General features: G+C 63.3%; 19 protein-coding genes. 11 read left to right on the top strand and 8 right to left on the bottom strand.

The genetic code is table 11. The annotated features are described in order from the left end of the window. The first annotated feature begins 183 nt into the window (after positions 1 to 183). The gene (locus tag GEV02_RS26665; RefSeq protein WP_152802108.1) at positions 184 to 1,683 is read left to right on the top strand and encodes a peptide MFS transporter; all 1,500 of its coding nucleotides are present in this window, start codon (positions 184 to 186) and stop codon (positions 1,681 to 1,683) included. Between the two features lie 74 nt (positions 1,684 to 1,757). Here GEV02_RS26665 and glpD read toward each other — a convergent pair whose 3' ends face one another. Continuing rightward, positions 1,758 to 3,302 (bottom strand): glycerol-3-phosphate dehydrogenase, encoded by a 1,545-nt coding sequence (gene glpD / locus GEV02_RS26670; protein ID WP_152840931.1) that lies wholly within the window; start codon positions 3,300 to 3,302, stop codon positions 1,758 to 1,760. 207 nt (positions 3,303 to 3,509) lie between these two features. Here glpD and GEV02_RS26675 point away from each other — a divergent pair, with 207 nt between their 5' ends. Both GEV02_RS26675 and GEV02_RS26680 read left to right on the top strand, forming a co-directional pair. Continuing rightward, positions 3,510 to 5,825 (top strand): penicillin-binding protein 1A, encoded by a 2,316-nt coding sequence (locus GEV02_RS26675; protein ID WP_152840932.1) that lies wholly within the window; start codon positions 3,510 to 3,512, stop codon positions 5,823 to 5,825. A gap of 11 nt (positions 5,826 to 5,836) precedes the next feature. After that, a complete protein-coding gene (locus tag GEV02_RS26680) occupies positions 5,837 to 7,534 on the top strand; it encodes a tetratricopeptide repeat protein (protein ID WP_152840933.1) in 1,698 nt (565 codons plus the stop codon). A gap of 1 nt (position 7,535) precedes the next feature. On the opposite strand, the gene GEV02_RS26685 is transcribed toward GEV02_RS26680, so the two are convergent. Further along, positions 7,536 to 8,216, bottom strand: coding sequence for a TetR/AcrR family transcriptional regulator (locus tag GEV02_RS26685; protein WP_235922964.1), 681 nt, complete (start codon positions 8,214 to 8,216; stop codon positions 7,536 to 7,538). 176 nt (positions 8,217 to 8,392) lie between these two features. Between GEV02_RS26685 and GEV02_RS26690 the strand changes: the two genes are divergently transcribed. Together GEV02_RS26690 and GEV02_RS26695 are read left to right on the top strand one after the other, a co-directional pair. After that, a complete protein-coding gene (locus GEV02_RS26690; RefSeq protein WP_152840934.1) occupies positions 8,393 to 9,307 on the top strand; it encodes a lipase family alpha/beta hydrolase in 915 nt (304 codons plus the stop codon). A 10-nt stretch (positions 9,308 to 9,317) separates the two neighbouring features. Next, complete coding sequence (locus GEV02_RS26695) at positions 9,318 to 10,241, top strand: lipase secretion chaperone (RefSeq protein ID WP_152840935.1); 924 nt, start codon at positions 9,318 to 9,320, stop codon at positions 10,239 to 10,241. A gap of 342 nt (positions 10,242 to 10,583) precedes the next feature. Here the strand turns inward: GEV02_RS26695 and GEV02_RS26700 are convergent, their stop codons facing one another. Beyond that, positions 10,584 to 12,350 carry a methyl-accepting chemotaxis protein gene (locus tag GEV02_RS26700; RefSeq protein WP_152840936.1) on the bottom strand — a complete coding sequence of 589 codons (1,767 nt, stop codon included), beginning with the start codon at positions 12,348 to 12,350 and terminating at the stop codon, positions 10,584 to 10,586. 168 nt (positions 12,351 to 12,518) lie between these two features. Here GEV02_RS26700 and GEV02_RS26705 point away from each other — a divergent pair, with 168 nt between their 5' ends. Further along, positions 12,519 to 13,109 carry a DUF4337 domain-containing protein gene (locus GEV02_RS26705; protein ID WP_152840937.1) on the top strand — a complete coding sequence of 197 codons (591 nt, stop codon included), beginning with the start codon at positions 12,519 to 12,521 and terminating at the stop codon, positions 13,107 to 13,109. Positions 13,110 to 13,144: 35 nt separating this feature from the next. Here GEV02_RS26705 and GEV02_RS26710 read toward each other — a convergent pair whose 3' ends face one another. Together GEV02_RS26710 and GEV02_RS26715 are read right to left on the bottom strand one after the other, a co-directional pair. After that, positions 13,145 to 14,278 (bottom strand): GGDEF domain-containing protein, encoded by a 1,134-nt coding sequence (locus GEV02_RS26710; protein WP_328595923.1) that lies wholly within the window; start codon positions 14,276 to 14,278, stop codon positions 13,145 to 13,147. Positions 14,279 to 14,399: 121 nt separating this feature from the next. Continuing rightward, positions 14,400 to 15,380, bottom strand: coding sequence for a choice-of-anchor A family protein (locus GEV02_RS26715; RefSeq protein WP_152840938.1), 981 nt, complete (start codon positions 15,378 to 15,380; stop codon positions 14,400 to 14,402). A gap of 211 nt (positions 15,381 to 15,591) precedes the next feature. Between GEV02_RS26715 and GEV02_RS26720 the strand changes: the two genes are divergently transcribed. From GEV02_RS26720 to serB, 3 genes are all read left to right on the top strand, one after another. Further along, positions 15,592 to 16,530 carry a 5'-nucleotidase gene (locus tag GEV02_RS26720; protein ID WP_152840939.1) on the top strand — a complete coding sequence of 313 codons (939 nt, stop codon included), beginning with the start codon at positions 15,592 to 15,594 and terminating at the stop codon, positions 16,528 to 16,530. A 101-nt stretch (positions 16,531 to 16,631) separates the two neighbouring features. After that, complete coding sequence (gene mfd, locus GEV02_RS26725; RefSeq protein WP_152840940.1) at positions 16,632 to 20,084, top strand: transcription-repair coupling factor; 3,453 nt, start codon at positions 16,632 to 16,634, stop codon at positions 20,082 to 20,084. 77 nt (positions 20,085 to 20,161) lie between these two features. Further along, entirely contained in the window at positions 20,162 to 21,004 is an 843-nt protein-coding gene (gene serB, locus GEV02_RS26730; RefSeq protein WP_152840994.1) for a phosphoserine phosphatase SerB, read from the top strand. A 3-nt stretch (positions 21,005 to 21,007) separates the two neighbouring features. Here serB and GEV02_RS26735 read toward each other — a convergent pair whose 3' ends face one another. Together GEV02_RS26735 and GEV02_RS26740 are read right to left on the bottom strand one after the other, a co-directional pair. Next, on the bottom strand, positions 21,008 to 21,337 hold the full coding sequence (locus GEV02_RS26735; RefSeq protein WP_152840941.1) for a DUF3471 domain-containing protein: 330 nt from the start codon (positions 21,335 to 21,337) through the stop codon (positions 21,008 to 21,010). 156 nt (positions 21,338 to 21,493) lie between these two features. Next, positions 21,494 to 21,730: a hypothetical protein gene (locus tag GEV02_RS26740; RefSeq protein WP_152840942.1), complete on the bottom strand. Its 237-nt coding sequence runs from the start codon at positions 21,728 to 21,730 to the stop codon at positions 21,494 to 21,496. 79 nt (positions 21,731 to 21,809) lie between these two features. Here GEV02_RS26740 and GEV02_RS26745 point away from each other — a divergent pair, with 79 nt between their 5' ends. Together GEV02_RS26745 and GEV02_RS26750 are read left to right on the top strand one after the other, a co-directional pair. Next, positions 21,810 to 22,742 carry a retroviral-like aspartic protease family protein gene (locus GEV02_RS26745; RefSeq protein ID WP_152840943.1) on the top strand — a complete coding sequence of 311 codons (933 nt, stop codon included), beginning with the start codon at positions 21,810 to 21,812 and terminating at the stop codon, positions 22,740 to 22,742. 11 nt (positions 22,743 to 22,753) lie between these two features. Then, entirely contained in the window at positions 22,754 to 23,044 is a 291-nt protein-coding gene (locus GEV02_RS26750) for a YciI family protein (RefSeq protein ID WP_152840944.1), read from the top strand. Positions 23,045 to 23,057: 13 nt separating this feature from the next. Here GEV02_RS26750 and GEV02_RS26755 read toward each other — a convergent pair whose 3' ends face one another. Further along, positions 23,058 to 23,516 carry a nuclear transport factor 2 family protein gene (locus GEV02_RS26755; RefSeq protein ID WP_152840945.1) on the bottom strand — a complete coding sequence of 153 codons (459 nt, stop codon included), beginning with the start codon at positions 23,514 to 23,516 and terminating at the stop codon, positions 23,058 to 23,060. Between the last annotated feature and the right edge of the window lie 9 nt (positions 23,517 to 23,525).

A 23,525-nucleotide genomic window follows, 5' to 3' on the forward strand; every position in this document is an offset into this window, starting at 1 on the left:
TTTTGGGGCGGAGATTGCCATAGCAGGAAAGTACACATTTATTAGCACAAAAGACATATCTTTGCAGGCAGGCCATCAAAATGTACGGCCGGAGCGATTTGTAGATTAAAATGGCGCCCAATTTGGCTCCCCACGAGGGAACCCGAGACACTTTTCATAGATCATAAAATTAGGAGAAGCCGCATGAGCGGTGCTACCACCACCAATACGGAAGTCGCTATTCCCGAATTCAAGCAGATCATGGGTCACCCTGCTCCGCTGTGGATGTTGTTCATGACCGAGTTCTGGGAGCGTTTCGCGTTCTACGGCATACGTTGGGCCCTGGTGCTCTACGTCGTGGCGCAGTTCTACAATGGCGACCCCTCCGGTGAGGCCCCTGCAAACCTGATTTACGGCTCCTATCTGGCCGTGGTCTACGCCGCCGCGCTGTTCGGCGGCTATATCGCCGACCGCGTGTTGGGCTATCAGCGCTCCATCCTCGTCGGCGCGTCCTTCATGGCGGCCGGCCTGTTCATGATCGCGCTCCCTAACCAGACCGTGTTCCAACTCGGCCTGGCCACCATCATCGTCGGTAACGGCATGTTCAAACCGAACATCTCGACCATGGTCGGCAAGCTGTATAGCGCCGCCGATACCCGCCGCGATTCCGGCTTCACCATTTTCTACATGGGCATCAACTCGGGCGCGATGGTCGCACCGGTGCTGACCGAGTGGCTGGCGACCGCCATCTTCGGCTCCAACGGCATGCCTGCTTATAAAGTGGTGTTCATGTCGGCCGGCGTCGGCATGCTGATCTCCCTGGTGTGGTTCTTCATCGGCCGCCGCAAGCTGCAAGGCATCGGCGCTCCGGATGCATCGAACTCCGATCCGAAACGCGTGCTGTACGTGGTTCTGGGCTCGTTCTGCGTGATCCCCGTGGTCTACTTCCTGCTGGCTGCCGGCGCGCAGAACCTGCAGATCGTGCTGTCGGCGCTGTTCATCCTGCTGTCGATCATGCTGCTGGTCGAAGGTATCAAGAACGGCAAGGTCGCTCGCGACAAGGTCATCGCCATGCTGCTGATCTTCTTCTTCAACATCATGTTCTGGATGTTCTTCGAACAGGCAGGCAGCTCGTTCACCTTCCTGGCCGATAAGATCGTCGACCGCCAGATGTTCAACTGGACCTTCCCGGTTGCCTGGTTCCAGACCGTGAACTCGCTGGCCATCATCTCCTGCGCTCCGATCATCGCGTTCATCTGGGTCGCCATGCGCAACAAGAACCCGTCGATCCCGCGTAAATTCGGCCTGGGCCTGCTGTTTAACGGCGCCGCTTTCGGCCTGCTGATGTTCGCGCTGTCGTCGCTGGTCAGCATCGACAACCACATCCCGTTCTGGACCCTGTTCATGGTCTACGTGCTGCAATCGATCGGTGAGCTGTGCCTGTCGCCTATCGGCTTGTCGATGGTGACCAAGCTGGCTCCTACCCGCCTGGTTGGCCTGGGCATGGGCGGCTGGTTCCTGTCTACCGGTATCGGCAACAACCTGTCGGGCATCTTCGCTTCGGCGGTCAGCGGCGAGAGCGGCATGTCGGTGACGTCGGCGCTGTCCGGCTACACCTTCGGCTTCTGGTCGCTGATGGCTGGCGGCGCGCTGCTGTTCCTGATCGCACCGCTGATTCAGAAGCTGATGCACGGCGTGAAGTAAGTACACCTAGTACCAAGAAAAATACCACCGGCACAGAGCGCGATCTTGAGCGCGTTCTGGCTGGTGGTATTTTTTTATGCTGCCTGCTTGTACTGGAAGGGATTGGCGGCCAGCCAGGCTTGCAGTTTGTCGCCGGTGTCCGGAGGCAGGTGCAAGCCCAGTTTGGAGCGCCGCCACAGGATGTCCTGCGCGGTGCGCGCCCATTCGTAGCGCCGCAGGTACTCCACTTCCGCAGCGTACAGGCCCGGCGCGATCTCTTCGCCCATCGCGGCGACATCGTCCTTCTTCCCGAGCAGCGTGTGGATGCGGGTGCCGTAGGCGCGGGCGTAGCGCGCCACCAGCAACTGCGGCAGCCAGCTGTAGCGGCCCTGCACATTGCGCACCCAGGTGTCGAACTCCAGCACCGAGCGGTTCTGCGGCTCGGCGCCGAACAGGTCTCCGCCCGGCAGGCAGGCGTTGTGGGTCCAGGCGCCGTGGCGATTGCCCAGTGCCTTGGCGATCTGGTCGACCGCCTCCTCCGCCAGTTTGCGGAAGGTGGTGATCTTGCCGCCGAAGACACTCAGCATCGGAGGGCCTTCGCTGTCGACTTCCAGCCGGTAGTCGCGCGTGACGGCCTTGGCGTCGGCACCGTCCTCCACCAGCGGCCGCACGCCGGAATAGGTCCACACCACGTCGGCCGGCATGATGGGCTTGACGAAGTACTGGCTGGCCAGCCCGCACAGGTAGGCGATTTCGTCTTCGCTGATGGCGACTTGGCCGGCGTCGCCCTGGTAATCAAGATCGGTGGTGCCGATCAGCGTGAAATCGCGCTCGTACGGAATCGCGAACACGATGCGGCCGTCCGGGTGCTGGAAGATGTAGGCATTGTCATGTTCGAAGATGCGCTTGACGATGATATGGCTGCCCTTGATCAGCCGCAGTTTGCCCCGGCCCTCTTTGGGCAGCGCCGAATGCAGGAAGTCCGCTGTCCACGGCCCGGCGGCGTTGACCACGTAGCGCGCATTGACGCGGAAGTCGCCGCAACCGCTCTTGTGCAGCGACGCCTCCCAGCCGTCAGCCTTGCGCGTCAGCGCGCTGCACACGGTCTGGGTCAGGATGGTGGCGCCTTTTTCGCAGGCGTCGATGGCGTTCAGCACCACCAGCCGCGCATCGTCGACCCAGCCGTCCGAATAGATAAAGCCGCGCTGGAACTCCGGCTTGAGCGGCTTGCCCGCAGCGTGCGTGCGCAGGTTGATGCCGGCCGATGCCGGCAGCAGCTCGCGCTTGGCCAGCAGGTCGTACAGCATCAGGCCGGCCCGTATCATCAGCGCGGGACGCTGGCTGGGCGCGTGCGGCATCACGAAGCGCAGCGGCCACATGATGTGCGGCGCGGCGCGCAGTAGCACCTCGCGCTCGATCAGCGCCTTGCGCACCAGATTGAATTCGTAATACTCCAGATAGCGCAGGCCGCCGTGTATCAGCTTGGTGGAGGCCGACGAGGTGTGCGAGGCCAGGTCATCCTTCTCGCACAACACCACCGACAGCCCCCGCCCCGCCGCGTCGCGCGCGATGCCCGCGCCGTTGATGCCGCCCCCTACGATGAGAACGTCGCAATCGAGAGTGTGCTGCGGTTCCGCCATGTCTTCCCCGGTAGTAAAGCGTAGTTGAATCGAATATCTGTTACGTTACGACAAAATCACCAATAGTCATAGGGTTGAGTGACCGAATTTGCATAAAAAACCACTTTTCCGGTCCGATTGATTTAAGAGTGCCCAAATTGTGTTGGTCTATAATCGCGCCTACCAATGCTACCGTGAGACTACGCCTTGACTGCTTCCCCCACTGTTATGTCCAAATGGCTGACCCGCCGCAACGCCATTCGCGGCTTCGTCCTGGCCGGCGTCGCCGCGCTGATCGCCGGCGGCCTGCTACTGGCCTACATGCTGCTGTACGTGGCGCCCAACCTGCCGTCGCTGGAAGTCATCACGGATTACCGGCCCAAGATCCCGCTGCGCATCTACACCGCCGACAACGCCCTGATCGGCGAATTCGGCGAGGAGCACCGCGATTTCGTGCCGATCAAGGATATTCCGGAGATGATGAAGAAGTCCGTGCTGGCCATTGAGGACAAGCGCTTCTACGACCATAACGGCATCGACTGGCGCCGCGCCCTCGGCGCCGCGCGCGCCAACCTGGGCGGCGCCATGCGCCAGGGAGGCTCCACCATCACCATGCAGGTGGCCCGCAACTTCTTCCTCACGCGCGAGAAATTCTACGGCCGCAAGCTCAATGAGGTCATGCTGGCCTTTAAGATCGAAGCTGCGCTCAGCAAGGAGCAGATCCTTGAGCTGTATATGAACCAGATCTACCTCGGCCAGCGCTCGTTCGGTTTCGGCGCGGCGTCGCAGGTCTACTTCGGCAAGTCGCTGAAGGATCTGGATATCGCCGAGATGGCGATGCTGGCCGGCCTGCCGCAGAATCCGGCCCGCCACAACCCGGCCGTCAATCCCAAGCGCGCCAAGCAACGCCAGCACGTGGTGCTGAAGTCGATGCGCGACCTGGACTACATCACCGAAGAGCAGTACCAGAAGGCGTTGCATGAAACCCTGCACGTCAGCCATCGCGGCCAGGAGTTCGACACCCACGCCGAGTACGTGGCCGAACTGGCGCGCCAGGTGGTGTACGCCCAATTCAAAGAGGACTCGTACACCAAGGGCATCAGCGTCTACACCACGATCCTGAAGGCCGACCAGAACGCGGCCTACGAATCGGTGCGCCGCAATGTGCTGAACTACGACCAGCGCCATGGCTATCGCGGCCCGGAAGCCTTCATCACGCTGCCGGCCGGCGAGGAAGAGCGCGACGACGCCATCGAGGAAGCGCTGCAGCGCCGCCCGAGCAGCGACCGCCTGATCCCGGCCGTGGTGCTGGATGTCGGCGCCAAGTCGGTGAAGGTGCAGAATCCGTCGGGCGAAGAAATCACCATCAGCGGCGACGGCCTGCGCCTAGCCGCCAGCGCGCTGACCGACAAGGCCAAGGACAGCGTGCGCCTGCGCCCAGGCGCGGTGATCCGCATCATGCAGGAGAAGAACGGCTGGAGCATCTCGCAGGTGCCGCAGGTGGCGGCGGCCTTCGTGTCCATCGATTCGGTGACGGGCGGTTATCACGCGATGGTCGGCGGTTTCGACTACAACCTGCAGAAATTCAACCACGTGACGCAGGCCTGGCGCCAGCCGGGTTCCTCGATCAAGCCGTTCGTGTATTCGGCGGCGCTGGAAAAAGGCTTCTCGCCGGCGACGCTGATCAACGACGTGCCGCTGGACCTGACCGGCGCCGAAACCGGCAACGAGGCATGGAGCCCTAAAAACGACGACGGCAAATTCGACGGCCCGATCACCATGCGTACCGCGCTGGCGGAATCGAAGAACGTGGCGTCGGTACGCATCCTGCGTTCGATCACGGTACCTTACGCGCACAACTACCTGGGCAAGTTCGGCTTCGACCTGGCCAAACATCCTAAGAACCTGACCATGGCGCTGGGCACCGGCTCGGTGACGCCGGCGCAGCTGGTGGGCGCGTACTCGGTGTTCGCCAACGGCGGCTACACCGTCGAGCCATATCTGATCGCGAAGATCGTCGACGGCAGCGGCAAGATCATCTCCGAAGCCAAGCCGCGCACCACGCTGCCGGACGACGCCCGCGTGATCGATCCGCGCAACGCCTTCGTCACCGACAGCATGCTGCGCCAGGTCACGCGCACCGGCACCGGCGCCGCCGTGGCCCGCCTGGGCCGCCCTGACCTGGCCGGCAAGACCGGCACCTCCAGCGATGCGGTGGATGGCTGGTTCGCCGGCTACGGCGGCGGCATCGTCGCGGTATCGTGGATGGGCTACGACGATTCGAAATCGTTGGGCGGCAAGGAGTTCGGCTCCAGCGTGGCGCTGCCGATCTGGATCGACTACATGAAGGTGGCGCTGCAAGGCCGCCCGGCGCAGGAACGCCAGGTGCCGGCGGGATTGACGCAGGTGGACGGCGAGTGGCTGTACGACGAATTCATGGGCGACGCCGCGCGCCACACGCTGGACATGGACGACACGGCGCCAGGCGCAGAGAACGTAGCGCCACAGCCAGCCGGCACCACGACTCCGCCGCCGACCAATTAAATTAAAAAACCATGTCCGATCGCCACTGGAAAAAAATACGTGATTTTGCTCGCTCCCTGTTTAATCCGGCAGCCGCCCCGGAACAAGCCGGCGCCGATCTGAATCTGCAGGTTGCGCAAAGCCTGTTTAGCCAGGCAGTCAAACTGGGACAGGCAGGAAAGATCGATGACGAAATCTCCATCTACGACGACCTGATTCGCCGCTTCGGCGACAGCTCCGGGCATGAGCTGATCGGCGTGCTGGCGCGCGGTTTGTGCAATAAGGAGGCGCTGCTGGGCAGTCTGGGGCGGTTCGACGAGCAATTGGCGGCGTTTGACGACATTGAACGACGCTTTGCACGCTTTCCGCTGCAGTCCCCCTTCGGTGAAATCACAGCAAAGACTTTGCTGAGGAAAAGCCAGACACTCAGGCAACTGGGCCGCTTCAACGAAGAAATCGCCGCTCTCGCCGAATTCGATCAGCGCTATGCCCGCGAGCCCTTTCCGGCGCTGCGCCAAATGGTGGGCGCCTGCCTGCTGGACAAGGGCGTCGCCTTGGCGCGCCTGAACCGGTTTGAAGATGAACTGGCCGCCTATGATGAATTCATCGAGCGTTATGGGCAAGATTCCACGCTGGAGATACGCAAGCTGTTGTGCATTGTGTTCAACAACAAAGGCCTGCGCCTGGAAGCCCTGGCCAGGCCGGAAGCCCAGATCGCCCATTGCGACCAGATCACCCGGCGCTACCGGGACGACGCCGCCACGATGGAAAAAGAACTGGTGGCATTCAGCCTGCTCAGAAAAGCAAACAGCCTGCATGCCCTGCAGCAGATTGATGCCGCCAGCGCCGCCCTGGGCGACATCGCGCAGCGCTTCGGCGCCAGCGAACAGACGGCAATGCGCGAACTGGTCGCACAGGCACTGCACCAGCAAGGGCTATTGCTGGCCAGCGCGGGGAAATTCGATGAGGCGGCCACCGCTGCGGATGGCATTGCGCGCCATGCGGGTCCGCAGGCCGCCATCGGCTTGCGCGTCAAGATAGCAAGCGGCCTGATAGGCAAAGGCTCCAAGCTGGCGGCCGTGGGCCAGATAGCCGAAGGACTCGCCGTCTACGACGAGATCGTCGCGCGCTTCGGCGACGACCCGGCGCCGCCACTGCGTGAAAAACTGGCGCGAGCGCTGTTCAACCGCGGATTACTGTTCTCCCAACTGGATCGCGCCGTGGAGGCGATCGCCTCCCACGACGATCTGCATCGCCGCTTTGCCGACGATCCCTCGCCTGCCTTGCGCGAAATCGTCGTCATGGATTTGTTGAACAAGAGCGCCAATCTGCTCAAGTTGCAGCAAGCGGACAGCGCCCTGCTCATCTTCGCGGAAGTCGATCAACGCTACGGGCGGGACGAAGACCCCAAGCTGCGCGTGCATGTCGCCTCCAGCCTGTTCAAAAAAGGCCGGCTGTCCGCCCTCCTGGGCCGGCACGACCAGGCCATCGCGGCGTATGCCGATCTTGACCAGCGTTTTGCGCACGACAACGTACCGGATATACGCAGCATGGTCGCCGACAGCAGCGTCGAACACGCCAAGATATTGGAAGGTAAGGGGATGGCGATGGAGGCCCGGGCGATCTACCACAGGATTGTTCACCGCTACGCGCAAGACCCTGCCCCCGCCATGCGTCAATTGGTCGCTTGGGTCAAGGCGCTGCCGCAAACGCAGGGCGGCAACGCCTGAATTACACCGCCAGATAGCCGCGCATCATGCGCACGGCGCTATCGGCAAACTGGTCCGGGCTGATATCCGCAGCCCGGTACTTCCAGCGTTTGACATACCAGTCCTGGAACATCGCCATGATGTGGGCGGCCAGCAGTTCCGGGCTGCCTTCGGGACGCTGCGGAATCTGCGCGATCACCCCGGCGAACAAGGCCTGCACATACAGCTCCGATTCCTTGGCCGTGGTGCGCTGCGCCGCCTGCAGTACGCGCGAATCCATGAAGACGAAATAAAACCAAGGCTGCAGAATCTCGGACACGTAGATCGACGCGCGCATCAGCGCTTCCAGCTTGTCCAGCGGTTCGGTGATATCGGTGAACAGGCGCGGCATCTCCAGCGTGGCGTGGCGCACCACGTCTTCTATCATCTCGGCCAGTTGGTCCTTGCCGCTGATGTACCCGTACAAGCCGCCCATCGACAGGCCGGTTTCCTGACACAGGTCGCGCAGGTTCATGGCGCGGAAGCCCACATCGTTGGCCAGCTTGAAGGTGGCGCGGAAGATCCGTTCCAGGTTTTCCAGCGCCGGCTTGCGGCGCTTGACGGTGATGCGTTCCGCGTTGTGGTCGAGCAGATAGGCCCAGATATTGGCGCCGTCCAGTGGCGTCATCGCCTGAAATTGTTGGAAGTCGAATCGCGCCTGCAAGATAGTCTCTTTGTATGATTTTTGTGTCCGATTATAGCCCAGGAAAACAACTGGCATCAGCGTCGCCGCAGATTGGCTCCCCAGGCCTAGCGTGCGGACTGCAAGGCCAACGCCTCGGTGCTACATTTTGCTGACCGGGGAAATACCCGGACCTCAAAATATAATCGGAGACTTCAATGAAAACACGCTTCTGGAAGTATCTGGCGGTCTGCCTGATCGCCTTCGCCTCCCTGCCATCTCCCTCATGGGCTGCCGGCTACACGCAGACCAAGTACCCTATCGTGCTGGTGCACGGGCTGTTCGGCTTCGACAGCCTCGGCCCGGTCGACTACTTCTACGGCATCGCCCCGGCGCTGCGCAGCGGCGGCGCCAATGTCTACGTGACTTCGGTGTCGGCCGCCAACAGCACCGAGGTGCGCGGCGAGCAGCTGCTGGTGCAGGTCAAGCAGATCCTGGCGGCCACCGGCGCGTCCAAGGTCAACCTGATCGGCCATAGCCACGGCGGCCCTACCGCGCGCTATGTGGCGTCGGTGCGGCCCGACCTGGTGGCTTCGGTCAGCAGCGTGGGTGGCGTCAACAAGGGTTCGAAGGTGGCCGATGTGCTGATCGGCGCCGTGCCTAACGTGACCTACAGCCTGGCGAACGCGGTGTCAGGGCTGATCAGCTTCCTGTCGGGCAGCCCGACCTTGCCGCAGAACGCGCGCGCGGCGGCGGCATCGCTGAGCACCGCCGGCACGCTGGCCTTCAACAGCCGCCATCCCGAAGGCGTGCCGACGTCGGCCTGCGGCGAAGGCGACTACCAGGTGCGCGGCGTGTACTACTTCTCGTGGAGCGGCGCGCAGCCTTACACCAATCTGCTGGACGTCAGCGATCCGGTGCTGGCACTGACCGCGATCGCTTTCGAAGGCGCCAAGAACGATGGCCTGGTCAGCAGCTGCTCCAGCCACCTGGGCCGCGTGATCCGCGACGACTATGCGCTGAACCATCTGGACGAGGTCAATCAGCTGGTCGGCATCACCAACCTGTTCGAGACCAGCCCTGTCACCATCTTCCGCCAGCAGGCCAATCGCCTGCAGGGACTGGGACTGTAAGGAGCACACGATGGACACGAACGCAAAACTGCTGCGCGTGGGCGCGCTGGCCGCAGTCGCCGGCATAGGCCTGTATCTCGCATTGATGCGCGGCGAGGCGCCGGCGGCGCAGGCCAAGCCCGCCGATCCCAACTACTTTGCGTTCGTGCCGTCGATGATCGGCACGCGGCCGGACGGTGACGTGCGGCAGACGGCGGCCGACAAGCTGACCGTCAACGCGGAACTGGCCTACCTGTTCGACTACTATCTGGCGGGGCTGGGCGAGAAGCCGCTGGAGGCGATCCGCGCGGAGATAGGCCGCGAGCTGGATCGCCGCCTGAGCGCCGCGCCGGCGGCGGAGGCCAAGCGCTTGCTGGATGCTTATCTGGCCTACAAGCGCGCGCTGGTCGATGTGGAGCGCGGGGTGCCTGCCACGCCGGATCTGGCGCAGGGTGCGCGCCAGCGGCTGGAAGCCATGCAGCGCCTGCGCCGTTCCTACTTCAGCGATGCGGAAGCCGAAGGCCTGTTCAGCGCCAGCGACGCCTACGATCTGGATGCGGTGGCACGGCTGGAGATCAATGGAGACAAGCGTTTGAACGATGCGCAGCGCAAGGAGCGCATCGCGGCGCTCGATGCGCGGCTGCCGCAGCAAGTGCGCGATGAGCGCGACGCGCCGGCCCGCGTGTTGAAGCTGGAGGAAGCGGTGGCGAAGGCGCGCGAGCAAGGCCTGGGCGACAATGAAGTCTACCGCATGCGCGCGGCGGCGCTATCGCCCGAAGCCGCGGCCCGTCTTGCCGATGTCGATCGCGAGGAAGCCGACTGGCATCGCCGCATCGCCGCTTACCAGGCGCAGCGCCAGCAGCTGGCGGGCGCCTCCGATCCGGCGTCGCTGCAAAAACTGCGCGACTCCATCTTCTCGGCTGATGAGCAAAAACGCCTCGCGGCATACGAATAATGAGGATGCGTCGATATACTACGGAAAGCAACGGGCGATAAAATAGAACATCATTACCTCTAAGCTCAAAAGGCCGGATACTTTCCGCAGGACGATCCCATACTTCCGACGCGATTCAGCTGCTTGAACGTCTAAGTCTGCTCGTAGCGCTCTAACGTCGTCATGGGTATCAGAGTCTTTGCGCATAAAATCACCTCCCTTAATACAAACCGGTTTTGCGCTTCGATGACTCCATCTTAGGACTGGTGCTAGCGCATTGCAATGTCGTGATATCACGTAAAAAAAGGCAGCCCGAAGGCTGCCTCACTGTGCTACTGCGCCAGATAGTGGCTTACTTTATTGTTAGAACTCTTCCCAGTCATCGGACGCCACGGCGGCCATCTGGCGCGCCGGTGCTTTGGCCGGAGCGGCTTTCACCGCAGGGCGCGCAACCGGAGGCGCTGCCACCGCAAAACGCTCACGCGCCGGCGCGGCCGCAACGCGGGTCTGCCGCGACGCCATCGCCTGCGGACGCGGCACCGATGCCTGATCCATCTTGAACACGCTGACCACTTCCGCCAAGCCCGCCGCCTGCTCCTGCAACGAAGCCGCAGCCGCCGCCGCTTCCTCCACCAGCGCGGCGTTCTGCTGCGTCACGGTGTCCATCTGCCCGACCGCCATATTGATCTGATCGATGCCCACGCTTTGCTCCTGCGTCGCCAGCGTAATCTCGGCCATGATGTCGGTCACGCGCTGCACGCTGGTGACGATCTCGCTCATCGTCTCGCCCGCCTCCGCCACCAGCTTGCTGCCGGCGCCGACCTTGTCGACCGAATCGCCGATCAGTTCCTTGATTTCCTTGGCCGCCGCGGCCGAGCGATGCGCCAGCGTACGCACCTCGCCCGCGACCACCGCGAAACCGCGTCCCTGCTCGCCGGCGCGCGCCGCTTCCACCGCCGCATTCAGCGCCAGAATATTGGTCTGGAACGCGATGCCGTCGATCACGCTGATGATGTCGACGATCTTCGACGACGAGGCATTGATCGACTCCATCGTATCGACCACGCGCGACACCACGTCGCCGCCGCGCACCGCCACGCCCGACGCCGATACCGCCAGCTGGTTGGCCTGCCGCGCATTGTCGGCGTTCTGCCGCACGGTCGACGTCAGTTCTTCCATCGACGACGCGGTCTCTTCCAGCGAGCTGGCCTGCTCTTCCGTGCGCGAAGACAGATCCAGATTGCCGGTGGCGATCTGCGACGACGCCGTGGCGATCGTCTCCGTGCCGCCGCGCACCTGGCCGACGATGCGTATCAGGCTGCCGTTCATGTCCTTCAGCGCCTGCAGCAGCTGGCCGGTTTCCTCGGTGGTCTTGACCTCGATGCGGCTGGTCAGGTCGCCCGACGCCACCGTCTGCGCCACCTGCACCGCCTCATTGATCGGCGTCGTGATCGCCGCCGTGATATAGGACGCGCAGCCAATCGCCACCAGGGCCGACAGCACCGCCGCGATCACCATCGCCCACTCGGCGCTCTTGACCGCCGCCGTGCCCTCTTCCACGCTGGTGTTGGAGATATCTTCGTTGAGCTTCTCGATCTTCATCAGCGTCGCCTCGGCCTTCTGGAACAGCGGCCGCGACAACTGATACTGGGCGTAGAAATCGACAAACAAATCCTTCTGCTTCTGCTCGTCCTTGTTGGCGGCCATGGCGCCGATGATGGAGCCGAGCTTGTCGTCGATCGTCTTCCACGCGGCCCATTCCGCCGTGAACTGCTTCCACATCACGGCCTCGTCGGCCGTCTGCGGCAGCGGCTCGTAGCGTTTCCAGCCGCGGTCGATGCCGGCCCAGGCTTTCTTGCGCAACTCCTGCGCTTCGGCGAATTTGTCCTGCGAGTGATAGTCGTTCTCGTAGACCGCCGTGTACAGCGTGGCCGACGCCACCGCCGTCTGGCCCTCGCTCATGGTCAGCAGACCCTGGATCGATGGCAGCCGCACGACGCCGATTTCTTCAACGGCGCCGCCAACCTTGACGATGCCGCGATAGCCGGCCGTGCCGACGATCGCCAATGCTACCATCATGATAGCGACCAGAACGGCGAGCTTCCACTTGATGAGTAAATTCTTGAACATGCTGTACCTCGTGAAGTGGTTTAGTCTGCGTGAGTATTCGTGATATTTCCGTACATAACTAAATATGCTGCCCGGCTACCGCAGCGTCAATCACATTCGTGCAGTGTGTGGCTCAGCGCTCACAGTTGTAGGTTAAGCTTGCGGTTTTTACACTGAGAATCAGGACACATGGAACCATTGGATATCGTCGACACGCAAAACGACGCGCCGGCCACCGGCAAGAAGCTGAACGCCACCGTCGCCATCACCGTCGCGCTGCTGGCCACCTTCATGGGCATCTGCAAGGTCAAGGACGACAACATCAACCAGAGCATGCAGCAGGCGCAGGCCAACCGGGTCGACCACTGGGCCTTCTACCAGGCCCGCAACGTGCGCGAGGAGGTGGCCAAGTCGACCGTGGTGCAGCTGCGCCTGGCCGCAACGGGCAAGCCGGCCGCCGAGCAGGCTGCGTATCGGGAAGCGATACAGCAGTATGAAAAGATCGCGCAAGACCAGGCCGGCAAGAAGGCCGACGCCAAGGCCCAGGCCGAGCAGGACCAGAAGACCTACGACGCCGCCAATTTCAAGGACGACCAGTTCGATCTGTCCGACGCGCTGCTGGCGATCGCCATCTCGCTGCTGGCCATCACCGCGCTGACGCAGCTGTGGGCGCTGTACTTCACGGCGCTGGTGCCGACGGCGTTCGGCGTGCTGATGGGATTGTCGGGCCTGGCCGGCTGGGGCCTGCACCCGGACGCGCTGATCGCACTGCTGTCCTGACGCGGCCCGCCGCTCGCTGACCGCCCGGCCGCCGATCAGCCGCCGATGACGCGGTTGCGGCCGGCGCGCTTGGCTTCATACATGGCGGCGTCGCCGGCGGAGATCAGGCGTATCAGGTCGTAGCCGTGCTCGTCGGACGACACCACGCCGACGCTGGCCGTGTAGCGCACCGACAGCGCATCGATTTCCACCAGCTCCAGCTCGATGCGCGCACGCAGGCGTTCGGCGACCTTGATCGCCGCATCGCGGTTCAAGCCGTCCAGCACCAGCACGAACTCCTCGCCGCCGAAGCGCGCCAGCAGATCGTAGGGCCGCAACTCCAGCCTCAGGATGCGCGCCATGTGGCGCAGCACCTCGTCGCCGACCGGATGGCCGTAGGTATCGTTGATGTTCTTGAAGAAGTCGACATCGATCATGATGACGGCCAGGCTGCGCCGCCCGCGCTGCGCCCGCAGGCCGACGCGCTTACCCTGGATCTCCAGGCCGGCCCGGTTCAGCGCGCCGGTCAGCGCATCGAGCGTCGACAGCTTGCGCAAGCGTTCCGCATAGCGCCACATCACCATCAGGATCAGGCCGAAGGCGATGCAGACCTGGGCCAGCGGGATCGCCAGCATGCTGGCCCCCATCACCAGCGAGCCCGGCACGTCGGCCGGATCGCTGTGGAACACCATGTTCATGCCGCGCGCGAACAGCGCCATGCCCAGCACGGTGAACCCGGCCACGCTGATGACGATGCCGCGCCAGCCGCCGTGGCGCGCCAGCGTGGCCGCGCACAGCCAGTTCAGCAGTGCGAAATAAAAGCCGCTGTAGCACAGCCGCGCGCGCAGGCTGGGCACGACCAGCGTGAAGTAGGCGGGGATCAGCAGCGCCACCACCGTCACTACGACCACTTCGCGCCAGCGCGGTATTTCGGAGCAGTAGACGCGCAGGCCGCGTTGCACCAGGCCGATGCCGAGGGCGATCACGCCGTAGCCGATGATGGTGTTGAGGATGTCCGGGACGCCGTACATATTGGTCATCGCCAGCCCGAGCGACACCACCAGATTGCCCGCGGCCCACCAGCGCTGCTCGGCAGGGCTGCCGGTGTAGCACGCGGAAGCAACCAGCAGCGCCGTCGTCAACAGCGTGATGCAGACCTGAACCAGTAATAGAGTGTCGAGATTGAGCACGCCGGATTCCGTCCTGAGGATGCCCCAATGTATCTCAGCCCACGGCCAGTGGCAATCGTCCATGCAAGAAAGAAACAAAAAAAGCTGCCGAGGCAGCTTTTTTTAACGACGCAGCACCAAATCAGACGGCGCGGCGGCGACGTGCGACCACGCCCATCAGTGCCAGGCCGCCCAGCAGCATGGCATAGGTTTCCGGCTCAGGAACCGGCGTAGCGACGTAGCCCTTGAAAGGCTCGTAGCCGATCTCGACCGCGCTAACGATGGACTTGGCGACGATGCTGCCTTCCAGGTGGCCGGCGCCCGACAGCACGGCGTTGTTGGCCAGTACCGAACCCCAGACGAAGGTGTTGACCTGGACCACGTTGGCGTCGTTCAGGTTGAACAGCACGTTGGCGCGCAGCTTCTCCAGCAGGCCATCCTGGCCGCCGCCGAACACCACGTCGCCGCTGCCGGTGACGTTGATGACCACGGTGGCGCCGTCTTTCACGTTGCTCAGCGACAGATTTTTCAGGTTGCGCGTGTTGACGTTGAACACCTGCAGGCTGGAGCTGTTGTTGCCAATCAGCTCGATGCCGCCGTTGGCGAAGTTGACGGTGCCATTGCCGGCCTGGCTGTTCAACGTGCTCGACAGGCCGGTCAGCTGGGTCTTGGCCGCGCTGAAGTCGGTGTAGCCGGCGATGTTGGCCTTGCTCAGGTTCAGGTAGGACGACGAGGTGTTGGTGCCGCCGTAGACGCCGTAGCCGTTGTAGTTCTTGGTGTACTCGGTGATCGGGCCGATCGAGGCGTTGGTGTTCACGTTGGTCAGCGGCGCGGCGTAGATGTCGCCACCGCTCAGCTTGACGTTGCCGCCGACCACCACGCTCGGCGCGGTCACGCCGAACGGGGTGCGGTAGCCGATCGAGGCGCCCGAGGTCGTCAGGTTGCCGCCGACGGCCAGGCGGCCTTCGACGTCGGTGAAGTTACTGGCGTTGCCGTAGAAATAGCCGCTGTAGCCCGAAGCCAGGCCCAGGTCGAAACTCGGCGCTGCGGCCTGGGCGCTGCACGCGGCAGCGACGCCCAGCACCAGCGGCAAAATGCGGTGCATCAGAGTGGAAATAGTCATGGTATGTAATTGGTATGTTCGTTGAGAAACAGGGGAAACCCACAAGCAAGGGCTGAATTATATCTCAATAACAACATCAATAACATTCTTGATAAGAAAAATATTTTATTCATATGACCAATACAATACCAATAATATGCCAGGCGTGATGAATGTAGATCGGTTAAAGTGATGCTTATAGCAATCCACCCAGCAATCCACCGACGAGACCATGGCCTACCCTATCGAGCACAAACTGGTGATCGGCATCGCTTCCAGCGCGCTGTTTGACCTGACCGAATCGCACAAGATCTACCTGGAGGGCGGCGCCGAGGAGTACCGCAAGTACCAGGAGCAGCATATCGACGTCATCCTGGGCAAGGGCGTGGCCTTCCCCTTCATCCGCCGCTTCCTCGGCATCAACAAGCATTACGCGCAATCGGCGCCGGTCGAAGTGGTGCTGTTGTCGCGCAATTCGCCCGAGACCGGGCTGCGGGTGATGAACTCCATCGCCCATTACGGGCTGGACATCTCGCGCGCCTGCTTCGTCACCGGCAAATCGCCGTACACCTACCTGCCGGCCTTCAATACCTCTCTGTTCCTGAGCGCCAACGAAGAGGACGTCCGCAACGCCCTGGCGGCCCAATATCCGGCCGGTTTGGTGCTGCCGTCGCGCATCGAGGACGATGACGACGACGAATTGCGGGTCGCTTTCGACTTCGACGGCGTGATCGCCGACGACGAATCGGAAACCGTCTTCAAGCGCAACAACGACGTCGACGAGTTCCACGCGCACGAGCGCGAGCGGGTCGCCATCCCCCACCAGCCCGGCCCGCTGGCCGACCTGTTCCAGAAATTGTCGCTGATGCAGCGGCTGGAAGAGCGCGCCCAGCGCCGCGATCCCTCGTACAAGCGCATCCTGCGCATCGCCATCATCACCGCCCGCAGCGCGCCGTCGCACGAGCGCGTCGTCACCACGCTGAAGAGCTGGGGCGTGTCCGCCAACGAAACATTTTTCCTGGGCGGCATGGAAAAAGCCCGGGTGCTGGGCATCTTCAAGCCGCACATCTTCTTCGACGACCAGCTCAGCCACCTGAAGTCGGCCGGCGGCAACATACCGATGGTCCATGTGCCCTTCGGCATAGCGAACCGGCCGCCCAAGCCGGCGTGAGCGGGGTTGAGTTGACCTCGGCGGGAGGACGGGGCTTCGTCTATAATGTCGGCAGCGGCATTGCCCCTCCGGCGGTGCATTGAGGTCTCCTTAACCGTTGAATGTGTGTTGTGTCCCTGGTCTTAAAAAACTCCCTACCAAAACCCGGCACCCGCTTCGCCCTGCCTGCGCTGCATGGCTCGTCGGACGCCTACGCACTGGCGCTCGCCGCGCTCGAACTCAAATCCCAGGGCCAGATGCTGGCCGTGATCGTCGCCAACGCCAGCGACGGCCAGCGCCTGCTGGACGAGATCCCATGGTTCGGCGGCGAGCAACTGCGCTGCCACCTGCTGCCGGACTGGGAAACCCTGCCCTACGACGCCTTCTCGCCGCACCAGGACCTGGTGTCCGAACGCCTGGCGACGCTGCACGAAATCACCAGCGGCCAGTGCGACGTGATGCTGGTGCCGGCCACCACGGCGCTGGTGCGCATGGCGCCGCCATCGTTCCTGGCGGCCTACACCTTCTTCTTCAAAAAGGGCGAGTCGCTCGATGAAGCGCGCCTGAAGTCGCAACTGACGCTGGCCGGCTACACCCACGTGGCGCAGGTGATGTCGCCCGGCGAGTACTCGGTGCGCGGCGGCCTGATCGACCTGTTCCCGATGGGCTCCGCCCTGCCCTACCGGCTCGACCTGTTCGGCGACACCATCGAAACCATCCGCACCTTCGACGCCGACACCCAGCGCTCGCTGTACCCGGTCCACGAGGTGCGGCTGCTGCCCGGCCGCGAGTTCCCGATGGACGAAGCGGCGCGCACCACCTTCCGCAACCGCTGGCGCGAACAGTTCGAAGGCGATCCTTCGCGCGCCGTGGTGTACAAAGACATCAAGAGCGGCATCGCCTCGGCCGGTATCGAGTACTACCTGCCGCTGTTCTTCGACGAGACGGCCACGCTGTTCGACTACCTGCCGCAAGGCGCGGCGCTGGCCCTGGTCGGCGACATCGACGCCGCCATCAAACGCTTCTGGACCGACACCGGCTCGCGCTACCGCTTCCTCAAGGCCGACCGCGAACGCCCCATCCTGGCGCCGGAAACGCTGTTCCTGTCGGACGAACAGTTCTTCACGCTGGCCAAGCCTTACGGCCGGCTGGTGGTGTCCAAGGACGCCGACAGCGGCGCCTCCGAGCTGTCGGCGCCGGTGCCCAACATCGCCGTCAACCGCCACAGCGAAGACCCGCTGACCAATCTGCGCGCCTACCTGCTGCAGGCGGGCCGCCGCGTGATGATCTGCGCCGAATCGAACGGCCGCCGCGAAACGCTGCAGCAGTACTTCAACGAATACGACCTGGCGCTGACGCCGGTCGAAGGTTACGAAGGCTTCGCCACCTCCAGCGAGAAGCTGATGCTGGGCGTGGCGCCGCTGCACGCCGGCTTCGAGCTGTCGACGCCGGACGAGAACCTCATCTTCATCACCGAGACCGAGCTGTATGCGGGCTCCGGCCGCCGCGTCGGCAAGAAGAAGCAGGAAGCCGTCACCCAGGTCGAATCGATGGTGCGCGACCTGTCGGAGCTGAAGATCGGCGATCCGGTGGTGCACATCAACCACGGCATCGGGCGCTACATGGGCCTGACCAGCATGGACCTGGGCGAAGGCGAGACCGAGTTCCTGCACCTGGAATACGCCAAGGACACCAAGCTGTACGTGCCGGTATCGCAGCTGCATGTGATCTCGCGCTACTCCGGCGCCTCGCCGGAAGACGCGCCGCTGCACGCGCTGGGTTCCGGCGCGTGGGAGAAAGCCAAGCGCAAGGCCGCCGAACAGGTGCGCGACACCGCCGCCGAGCTGCTCAACCTGTACGCCCGCCGCGCGCTGCGCCAGGGCCACTCGTTCGAATACTCGGCGCACGACTACGAGCGCTTCGCCGACAGCTTCGGCTTCGACGAGACGCCGGACCAGCAGGAAGCGATCAACAACGTCATCAAGGATATGACCTCCGGCAAACCGATGGACCGGCTGGTGTGCGGCGACGTCGGCTTCGGCAAGACCGAAGTGGCGCTGCGCGCGGCCTTCATCGCCGTCATGGGCGGCAAGCAGGTGGCGATCCTGGCGCCGACCACGCTGCTGGCCGAGCAGCATGCGCAAACCTTCGCCGACCGCTTCGCCGACTGGCCGGTGCGCATCGCCGAAATGTCGCGCTTCCGCACCGGCAAGGAGATCACGCAGGCGATCAAGGGCATGGCCGACGGCACGCTGGACATCGTCATCGGCACCCACAAGCTGCTGTCGGACGACGTCAAGTTCACCCGCCTCGGCCTGGTCATCATCGACGAAGAGCACCGCTTCGGCGTGCGCCAGAAGGAAGCCCTGAAATCGCTGCGCGCCGAAGTCGACGTGCTGACGCTGACCGCCACGCCGATTCCGCGCACGCTGGGCATGGCGCTGGAAGGCCTGCGCGACTTCTCGGTGATCGCCACCGCGCCGCAAAAGCGCCTGGCGATCAAGACCTTCGTGCGCAGCGAGGGCGAATCGATCATCCGCGAAGCCTGCCTGCGCGAATTGAAGCGCGGCGGCCAGGTCTACTTCCTGCACAACGAGGTCGAGACCATCCAGAACCGCATGGCGATGCTGACCGAGCTGCTGCCGGAAGCGCGCATCGCCGTGGCCCACGGCCAGATGCACGAGCGCGACCTGGAAAAGGTGATGCGCGACTTCGTGGCGCAGCGCTACAACATCCTGCTGTGCACCACGATTATCGAAACCGGCATCGACGTGCCGACCGCGAACACCATCATCATGCACCGCGCCGACAAGTTCGGCCTGGCGCAGCTGCACCAGCTGCGCGGGCGCGTCGGCCGTTCGCACCACCAGGCCTATGCCTACCTGCTGGTCACCGACGTGCAGGGATTGACCAAGCAGGCGCAGCGCCGCCTGGACGCCATCCAGCAGATGGAAGAACTGGGCAGCGGCTTCTATCTGGCCATGCACGATCTGGAGATACGCGGCGCCGGCGAAGTCCTGGGCGACAACCAGTCGGGCGAGATGACCGAGATCGGCTTCCAGCTGTATTCGGACATGCTGAACGAGGCGGTACGTTCGCTCAAGGCCGGCAAGGAGCCCGACCTGGCGGCGCCGCTGGCCACCACCACCGAGATCAACCTGCATGTGCCGGCGCTGCTGCCGGCCGATTTCTGCGGCGATGTGCACGAACGGCTATCTATTTACAAGCGCATGGCCAACTGCAACGTCCAGGACAAGATCGACGACATGCAGGAGGAGATGATCGACCGCTTTGGCAAATTGCCGGACGCCGTCAAGGCCCTGATCGAGACGCACCGCCTGCGCATCGCCGCCAAAACCGTTGGCATCATCAAGATCGACGCCCATGGCGAGGCGGCCACGCTGCAGTTCATGGCCAAGCCGCCGATCGACCCGATGCGCATCATCGACCTGATACAGAAGAACCGCCAGATCAAGCTCAATGGCCAGGACAAACTGAAGATCACCGCCTCCATGCCGGACCTGGCTGCGCGTGTCGCACAGATCAAAGGTGCGATCAAACAGTTGACCGCATGAGCCATAACACGTAACTTGGGCGCTTAGCCCAAAAAACGCTATACGCCTGAATGAAGATGAAGAACGCAAAAAACACCATGAATCTGGTACTGCAAGGCTTGGATGATTGCAAGGCCCGCCTTGAACGCATCGCGGCGCTGACGGCGCCGAAAAACATCACCTGGCTGAACGAGCGCGCGCTGCGCTGCGAAGGCATCACCTTTTCGCCGGCGCTGCGCCAGACCATCGAAGTGGCGGCCCAGGCGGCGCAGCTGGACGCCACCTACTCGATCGGCATGCACAAGATGAGCGAATTCAAGCTGGTCGCCATGGACATGGATTCGACGCTGATTACCATCGAGTGCATCGACGAAATCGCCGACATGCAGGGTCTCAAGCCGCAAGTGTCGGAGATCACCGAGGCGGCGATGCGCGGCGAGCTCGATTTCTCCGAAAGCCTGAAGCGCCGCGTGGCGCTGCTGGAAGGCCTGGAAGCGTCGGCGCTGGAGCGCGTGTACGAAGAGCGCCTGCAGCTGTCGCCGGGCGCCGAGACCATGCTCAAGGCGGTGCAGCAGGCCGGCCTGAAGACGCTGCTGGTGTCGGGCGGCTTCACCTACTTCACGTCGCGGCTGAAGGAGCGCCTGGGCCTGGACTACACCCATGCCAACGAACTGGAAATCGTCAACGGCCGGCTGACCGGCCGCGTGGTCGGCGGCATCGTCGATGCGGAAGAAAAGAAGCGCACGGTGGAACGCGTGTGCGCGGAGCTGGACATCTCGCCATCGCAGGCCATCGTCATGGGCGACGGCGCCAACGATTTGAAGATGATGAGCATCTCCGGCATGTCGGTGGCCTTCCGCGCCAAGCCGGTGGTGCGCGAGCAGGCCAACGTCGCGCTCAACTTCGTCGGCCTGGACGGCATCCTTCCGCTGCTGACCTGATACTCAATCCTGCCGGCGCGCGACCTGCTCGGGCCCGTGCAGGCGCACGCCCGCCACGCTGCCGTTGTCGCGCTGGTCGAACTCCACCCGTATGCCGCCCCAGCGCGTGATGAACACGCCCTTCCCCACGGCCTCCAGCTCGACCGCCGGAGCGCCGCCTATCTGCGCATACAGCTTCTTGCTACGCTCGGTGACTGTCAGCAAACGGCCATCGGCCAGGTCGTACTGGCCCTTGAAGTCTTGCAGCTCGATAGTTTGCGCCGGTTTCTCGGTGGCGCCGGCAACGCATGGAGCACAGCAGCACAAGGCCAAAGCCCACATAAAAGTACGCATGATATTTTCCCGTCCAGGTAGTATCGCCATCGCTCTCGATGTGGATGGCAATAACTCACTGTAGGCAAAATAACCACGGCCTGCGCGCCGCATCCGACCAAGCCTCAATTAACGGCGATGAATGGTCGCAATCAGGGGTTAAGCGGGACGGCGGACCTAGGCGATCAGCACGCCGCTGCGCGCCACCGAGTAGATGACTTTGCCGACGCGCTCATAGTCGATGCTGCTCTCTACCTGCAAGTCTATCCGCTCGATTTTTTGCTCGAACAGCAGCTTGACCAGTTCCTCGGCGGTGCTGACGTTGGTGCCCAGTACCTCGATCCGGTCCTGGCCGACGACAACCAACGTCGGCGGCGCAGGCGATGCGGTCCAGGCGGGAGGTAATTTGTTCATGGCGATATCAAACACAAAATTTGATTAAAATGATAACATCAAAGCCCATCTGTCATAGCCTTTATCGCCGCCTTTATTCATGATCCGTCACCTCCTGCTCTGCGCACCGCTGCTGGCCGCCGGCGCCAGCCACGCCGCCGCCGAATGCCGCTACAACGAACTCGCCACGCTGACTATCGGCGCCAACGACAAATGGGGCCAGCCCTACATCGATGCGCAGATCAACGGCAAGCCTGTACACGTGCTGATCGACACCGGCGCCTACAAAACGGTGCTGACGCGCGCGGAAATCGACCGCCAGCAACTGACGCTCACGCCCACGCAGGACAAGGCCTATGGCGTGGGCGGACAGGCGCAGATGTACGCCGCGCGTCCCGACGAAGTGACCATCGGACCTGCGCGGGTACGCCAGGCCTTGTTCCCCGTGATCGAAGGCTTCGACTATCCCGGCTACGGCGGCATCGTCGGCGCGGATTATCTGCTGCAGGCCGATCTCGAAATCGCACTGGCGGACAAGCAGCTGAAGTTCTTCCGCGCCGAAGGCTGCGAGGACAAGTCCCTGGCCTACTGGGACGTCAACGCGCTCGACGTGCCGCTGAAGATTCCGGCCTACGACAGCCGCGCCACGGTCCCGGTGGAGGTCAATGGCAGCAAGCTGACGGCGCTGATCGACACCGGCGCCACCGTCTCGACGATCACCCAGCACGCCGCCGAGCGCCTGGGCTTCGCCGCCGACGCCGCTGGCGTCCACACAGGCCGGCGACTGGTGGGCGTCAACGGCAAATCCCAGCGCTCATGGATCGCCACCTTCGACAGCTTCGCGATCGGCGAAGAAAAGATCGACCATCCGCGCATCACCGTGTTGGAAGACGGGGAAGGAGTCGATACCCGAAGCCACCAGATGGTGCTGGGCCGCGACTTCCTGCGCGCCCACCATGTGCTGCTGTCGAAGCGGCAGCACCGCTTCTACTATTCCTACCTCGGCGGCCCGGTGTTCGCCGCCTCACACTGATTGGAGACGCGATGAGCGACTACATCATCCTCATGCTCGACGATGCGCCCGACAGCAGCGACGGCGACTGGGACGACTACATCGCCGGCCTGCGCCAGAGCGGCCAGTTCGACGGCGGCAGTTCCATCGGCAGCGGCCAGCGCCTGAAGAAGGGCCGGCCGGAACAGGCGGCCGGCTTGAACGTCACCGGCTTCATACGCGTGCGCGCCGCCAGCATCGACGACGCCAAGCTGCTGCTGGCCGGGAACCCCGACTACGAGGCCGGCGGCAGCGTCGAAATCCGCGAGCTGCCGCCCGGCTGAACGGCTGGCGGCGTTACTGGGGTTTGGGTGGGCGGATGCCGGTGTACTGCGCCGACGCCAGCTTCCACTTGCCGCCTTCGTTCACCGCGACATAGCCGACGCGCAGGGCGAAGCTGCGCTTCTCGGCGTTCGGCACAGCCACCGTGCCGGACAGCTTGACCACGATGGTGCCGGTGTTGCCGTACATTTGAACGGACGACTCGGACACTTCCATCGTCGGCGCCTCGCGCTTGTTGGCCGGCAGGTAGAAGCCCAGCACCTTCTCGCGCGGATCGACCTCGCCCAGCGGCGACACTTCGTAAAAATCACGCGTGACGATGGCGTCGATCTTCGACGGTTCGAAATCGCGCTGGGCCTCGGTATAGGCCTGCACCAGTTTGAGCAGCTGCTGCGGCACGGCTTCCTGTGCATGCACCTGCGCCGCGGCGGAGCTCACGGCCATCGCCGCCAGCAAAACGGATTTGAGTTTCATGTGATCTCC

The organism is Rugamonas aquatica (assembly GCF_009380215.1).
GTDB classification, from domain to species: Bacteria; Pseudomonadota; Gammaproteobacteria; order Burkholderiales; family Burkholderiaceae_D; genus Rugamonas; species Rugamonas aquatica_B.

Bases quoted from the DNA above. Each gene is read 5' to 3' on its own strand.
- GEV02_RS26665 (WP_152802108.1), top strand. From the start codon at position 184: ATGAGCGGTGCTACCACCACCAATACGGAAGTCGCTATTCCCGAATTC.
- glpD (WP_152840931.1), bottom strand. From the start codon at position 3,302: ATGGCGGAACCGCAGCACACTCTCGATTGCGACGTTCTCATCGTAGGG.
- GEV02_RS26675 (WP_152840932.1), top strand. From the start codon at position 3,510: ATGTCCAAATGGCTGACCCGCCGCAACGCCATTCGCGGCTTCGTCCTG.
- GEV02_RS26680 (WP_152840933.1), top strand. From the start codon at position 5,837: ATGTCCGATCGCCACTGGAAAAAAATACGTGATTTTGCTCGCTCCCTG.
- GEV02_RS26690 (WP_152840934.1), top strand. From the start codon at position 8,393: ATGAAAACACGCTTCTGGAAGTATCTGGCGGTCTGCCTGATCGCCTTC.
- GEV02_RS26695 (WP_152840935.1), top strand. From the start codon at position 9,318: ATGGACACGAACGCAAAACTGCTGCGCGTGGGCGCGCTGGCCGCAGTC.
- GEV02_RS26700 (WP_152840936.1), bottom strand. From the start codon at position 12,350: ATGTTCAAGAATTTACTCATCAAGTGGAAGCTCGCCGTTCTGGTCGCT.
- GEV02_RS26705 (WP_152840937.1), top strand. From the start codon at position 12,519: ATGGAACCATTGGATATCGTCGACACGCAAAACGACGCGCCGGCCACC.
- GEV02_RS26715 (WP_152840938.1), bottom strand. From the start codon at position 15,380: ATGACTATTTCCACTCTGATGCACCGCATTTTGCCGCTGGTGCTGGGC.
- GEV02_RS26720 (WP_152840939.1), top strand. From the start codon at position 15,592: ATGGCCTACCCTATCGAGCACAAACTGGTGATCGGCATCGCTTCCAGC.
- mfd (WP_152840940.1), top strand. From the start codon at position 16,632: ATGTGTGTTGTGTCCCTGGTCTTAAAAAACTCCCTACCAAAACCCGGC.
- serB (WP_152840994.1), top strand. From the start codon at position 20,162: ATGAATCTGGTACTGCAAGGCTTGGATGATTGCAAGGCCCGCCTTGAA.
- GEV02_RS26735 (WP_152840941.1), bottom strand. From the start codon at position 21,337: ATGCGTACTTTTATGTGGGCTTTGGCCTTGTGCTGCTGTGCTCCATGC.
- GEV02_RS26740 (WP_152840942.1), bottom strand. From the start codon at position 21,730: ATGAACAAATTACCTCCCGCCTGGACCGCATCGCCTGCGCCGCCGACG.
- GEV02_RS26745 (WP_152840943.1), top strand. From the start codon at position 21,810: ATGATCCGTCACCTCCTGCTCTGCGCACCGCTGCTGGCCGCCGGCGCC.
- GEV02_RS26750 (WP_152840944.1), top strand. From the start codon at position 22,754: ATGAGCGACTACATCATCCTCATGCTCGACGATGCGCCCGACAGCAGC.
- GEV02_RS26755 (WP_152840945.1), bottom strand. From the start codon at position 23,516: ATGAAACTCAAATCCGTTTTGCTGGCGGCGATGGCCGTGAGCTCCGCC.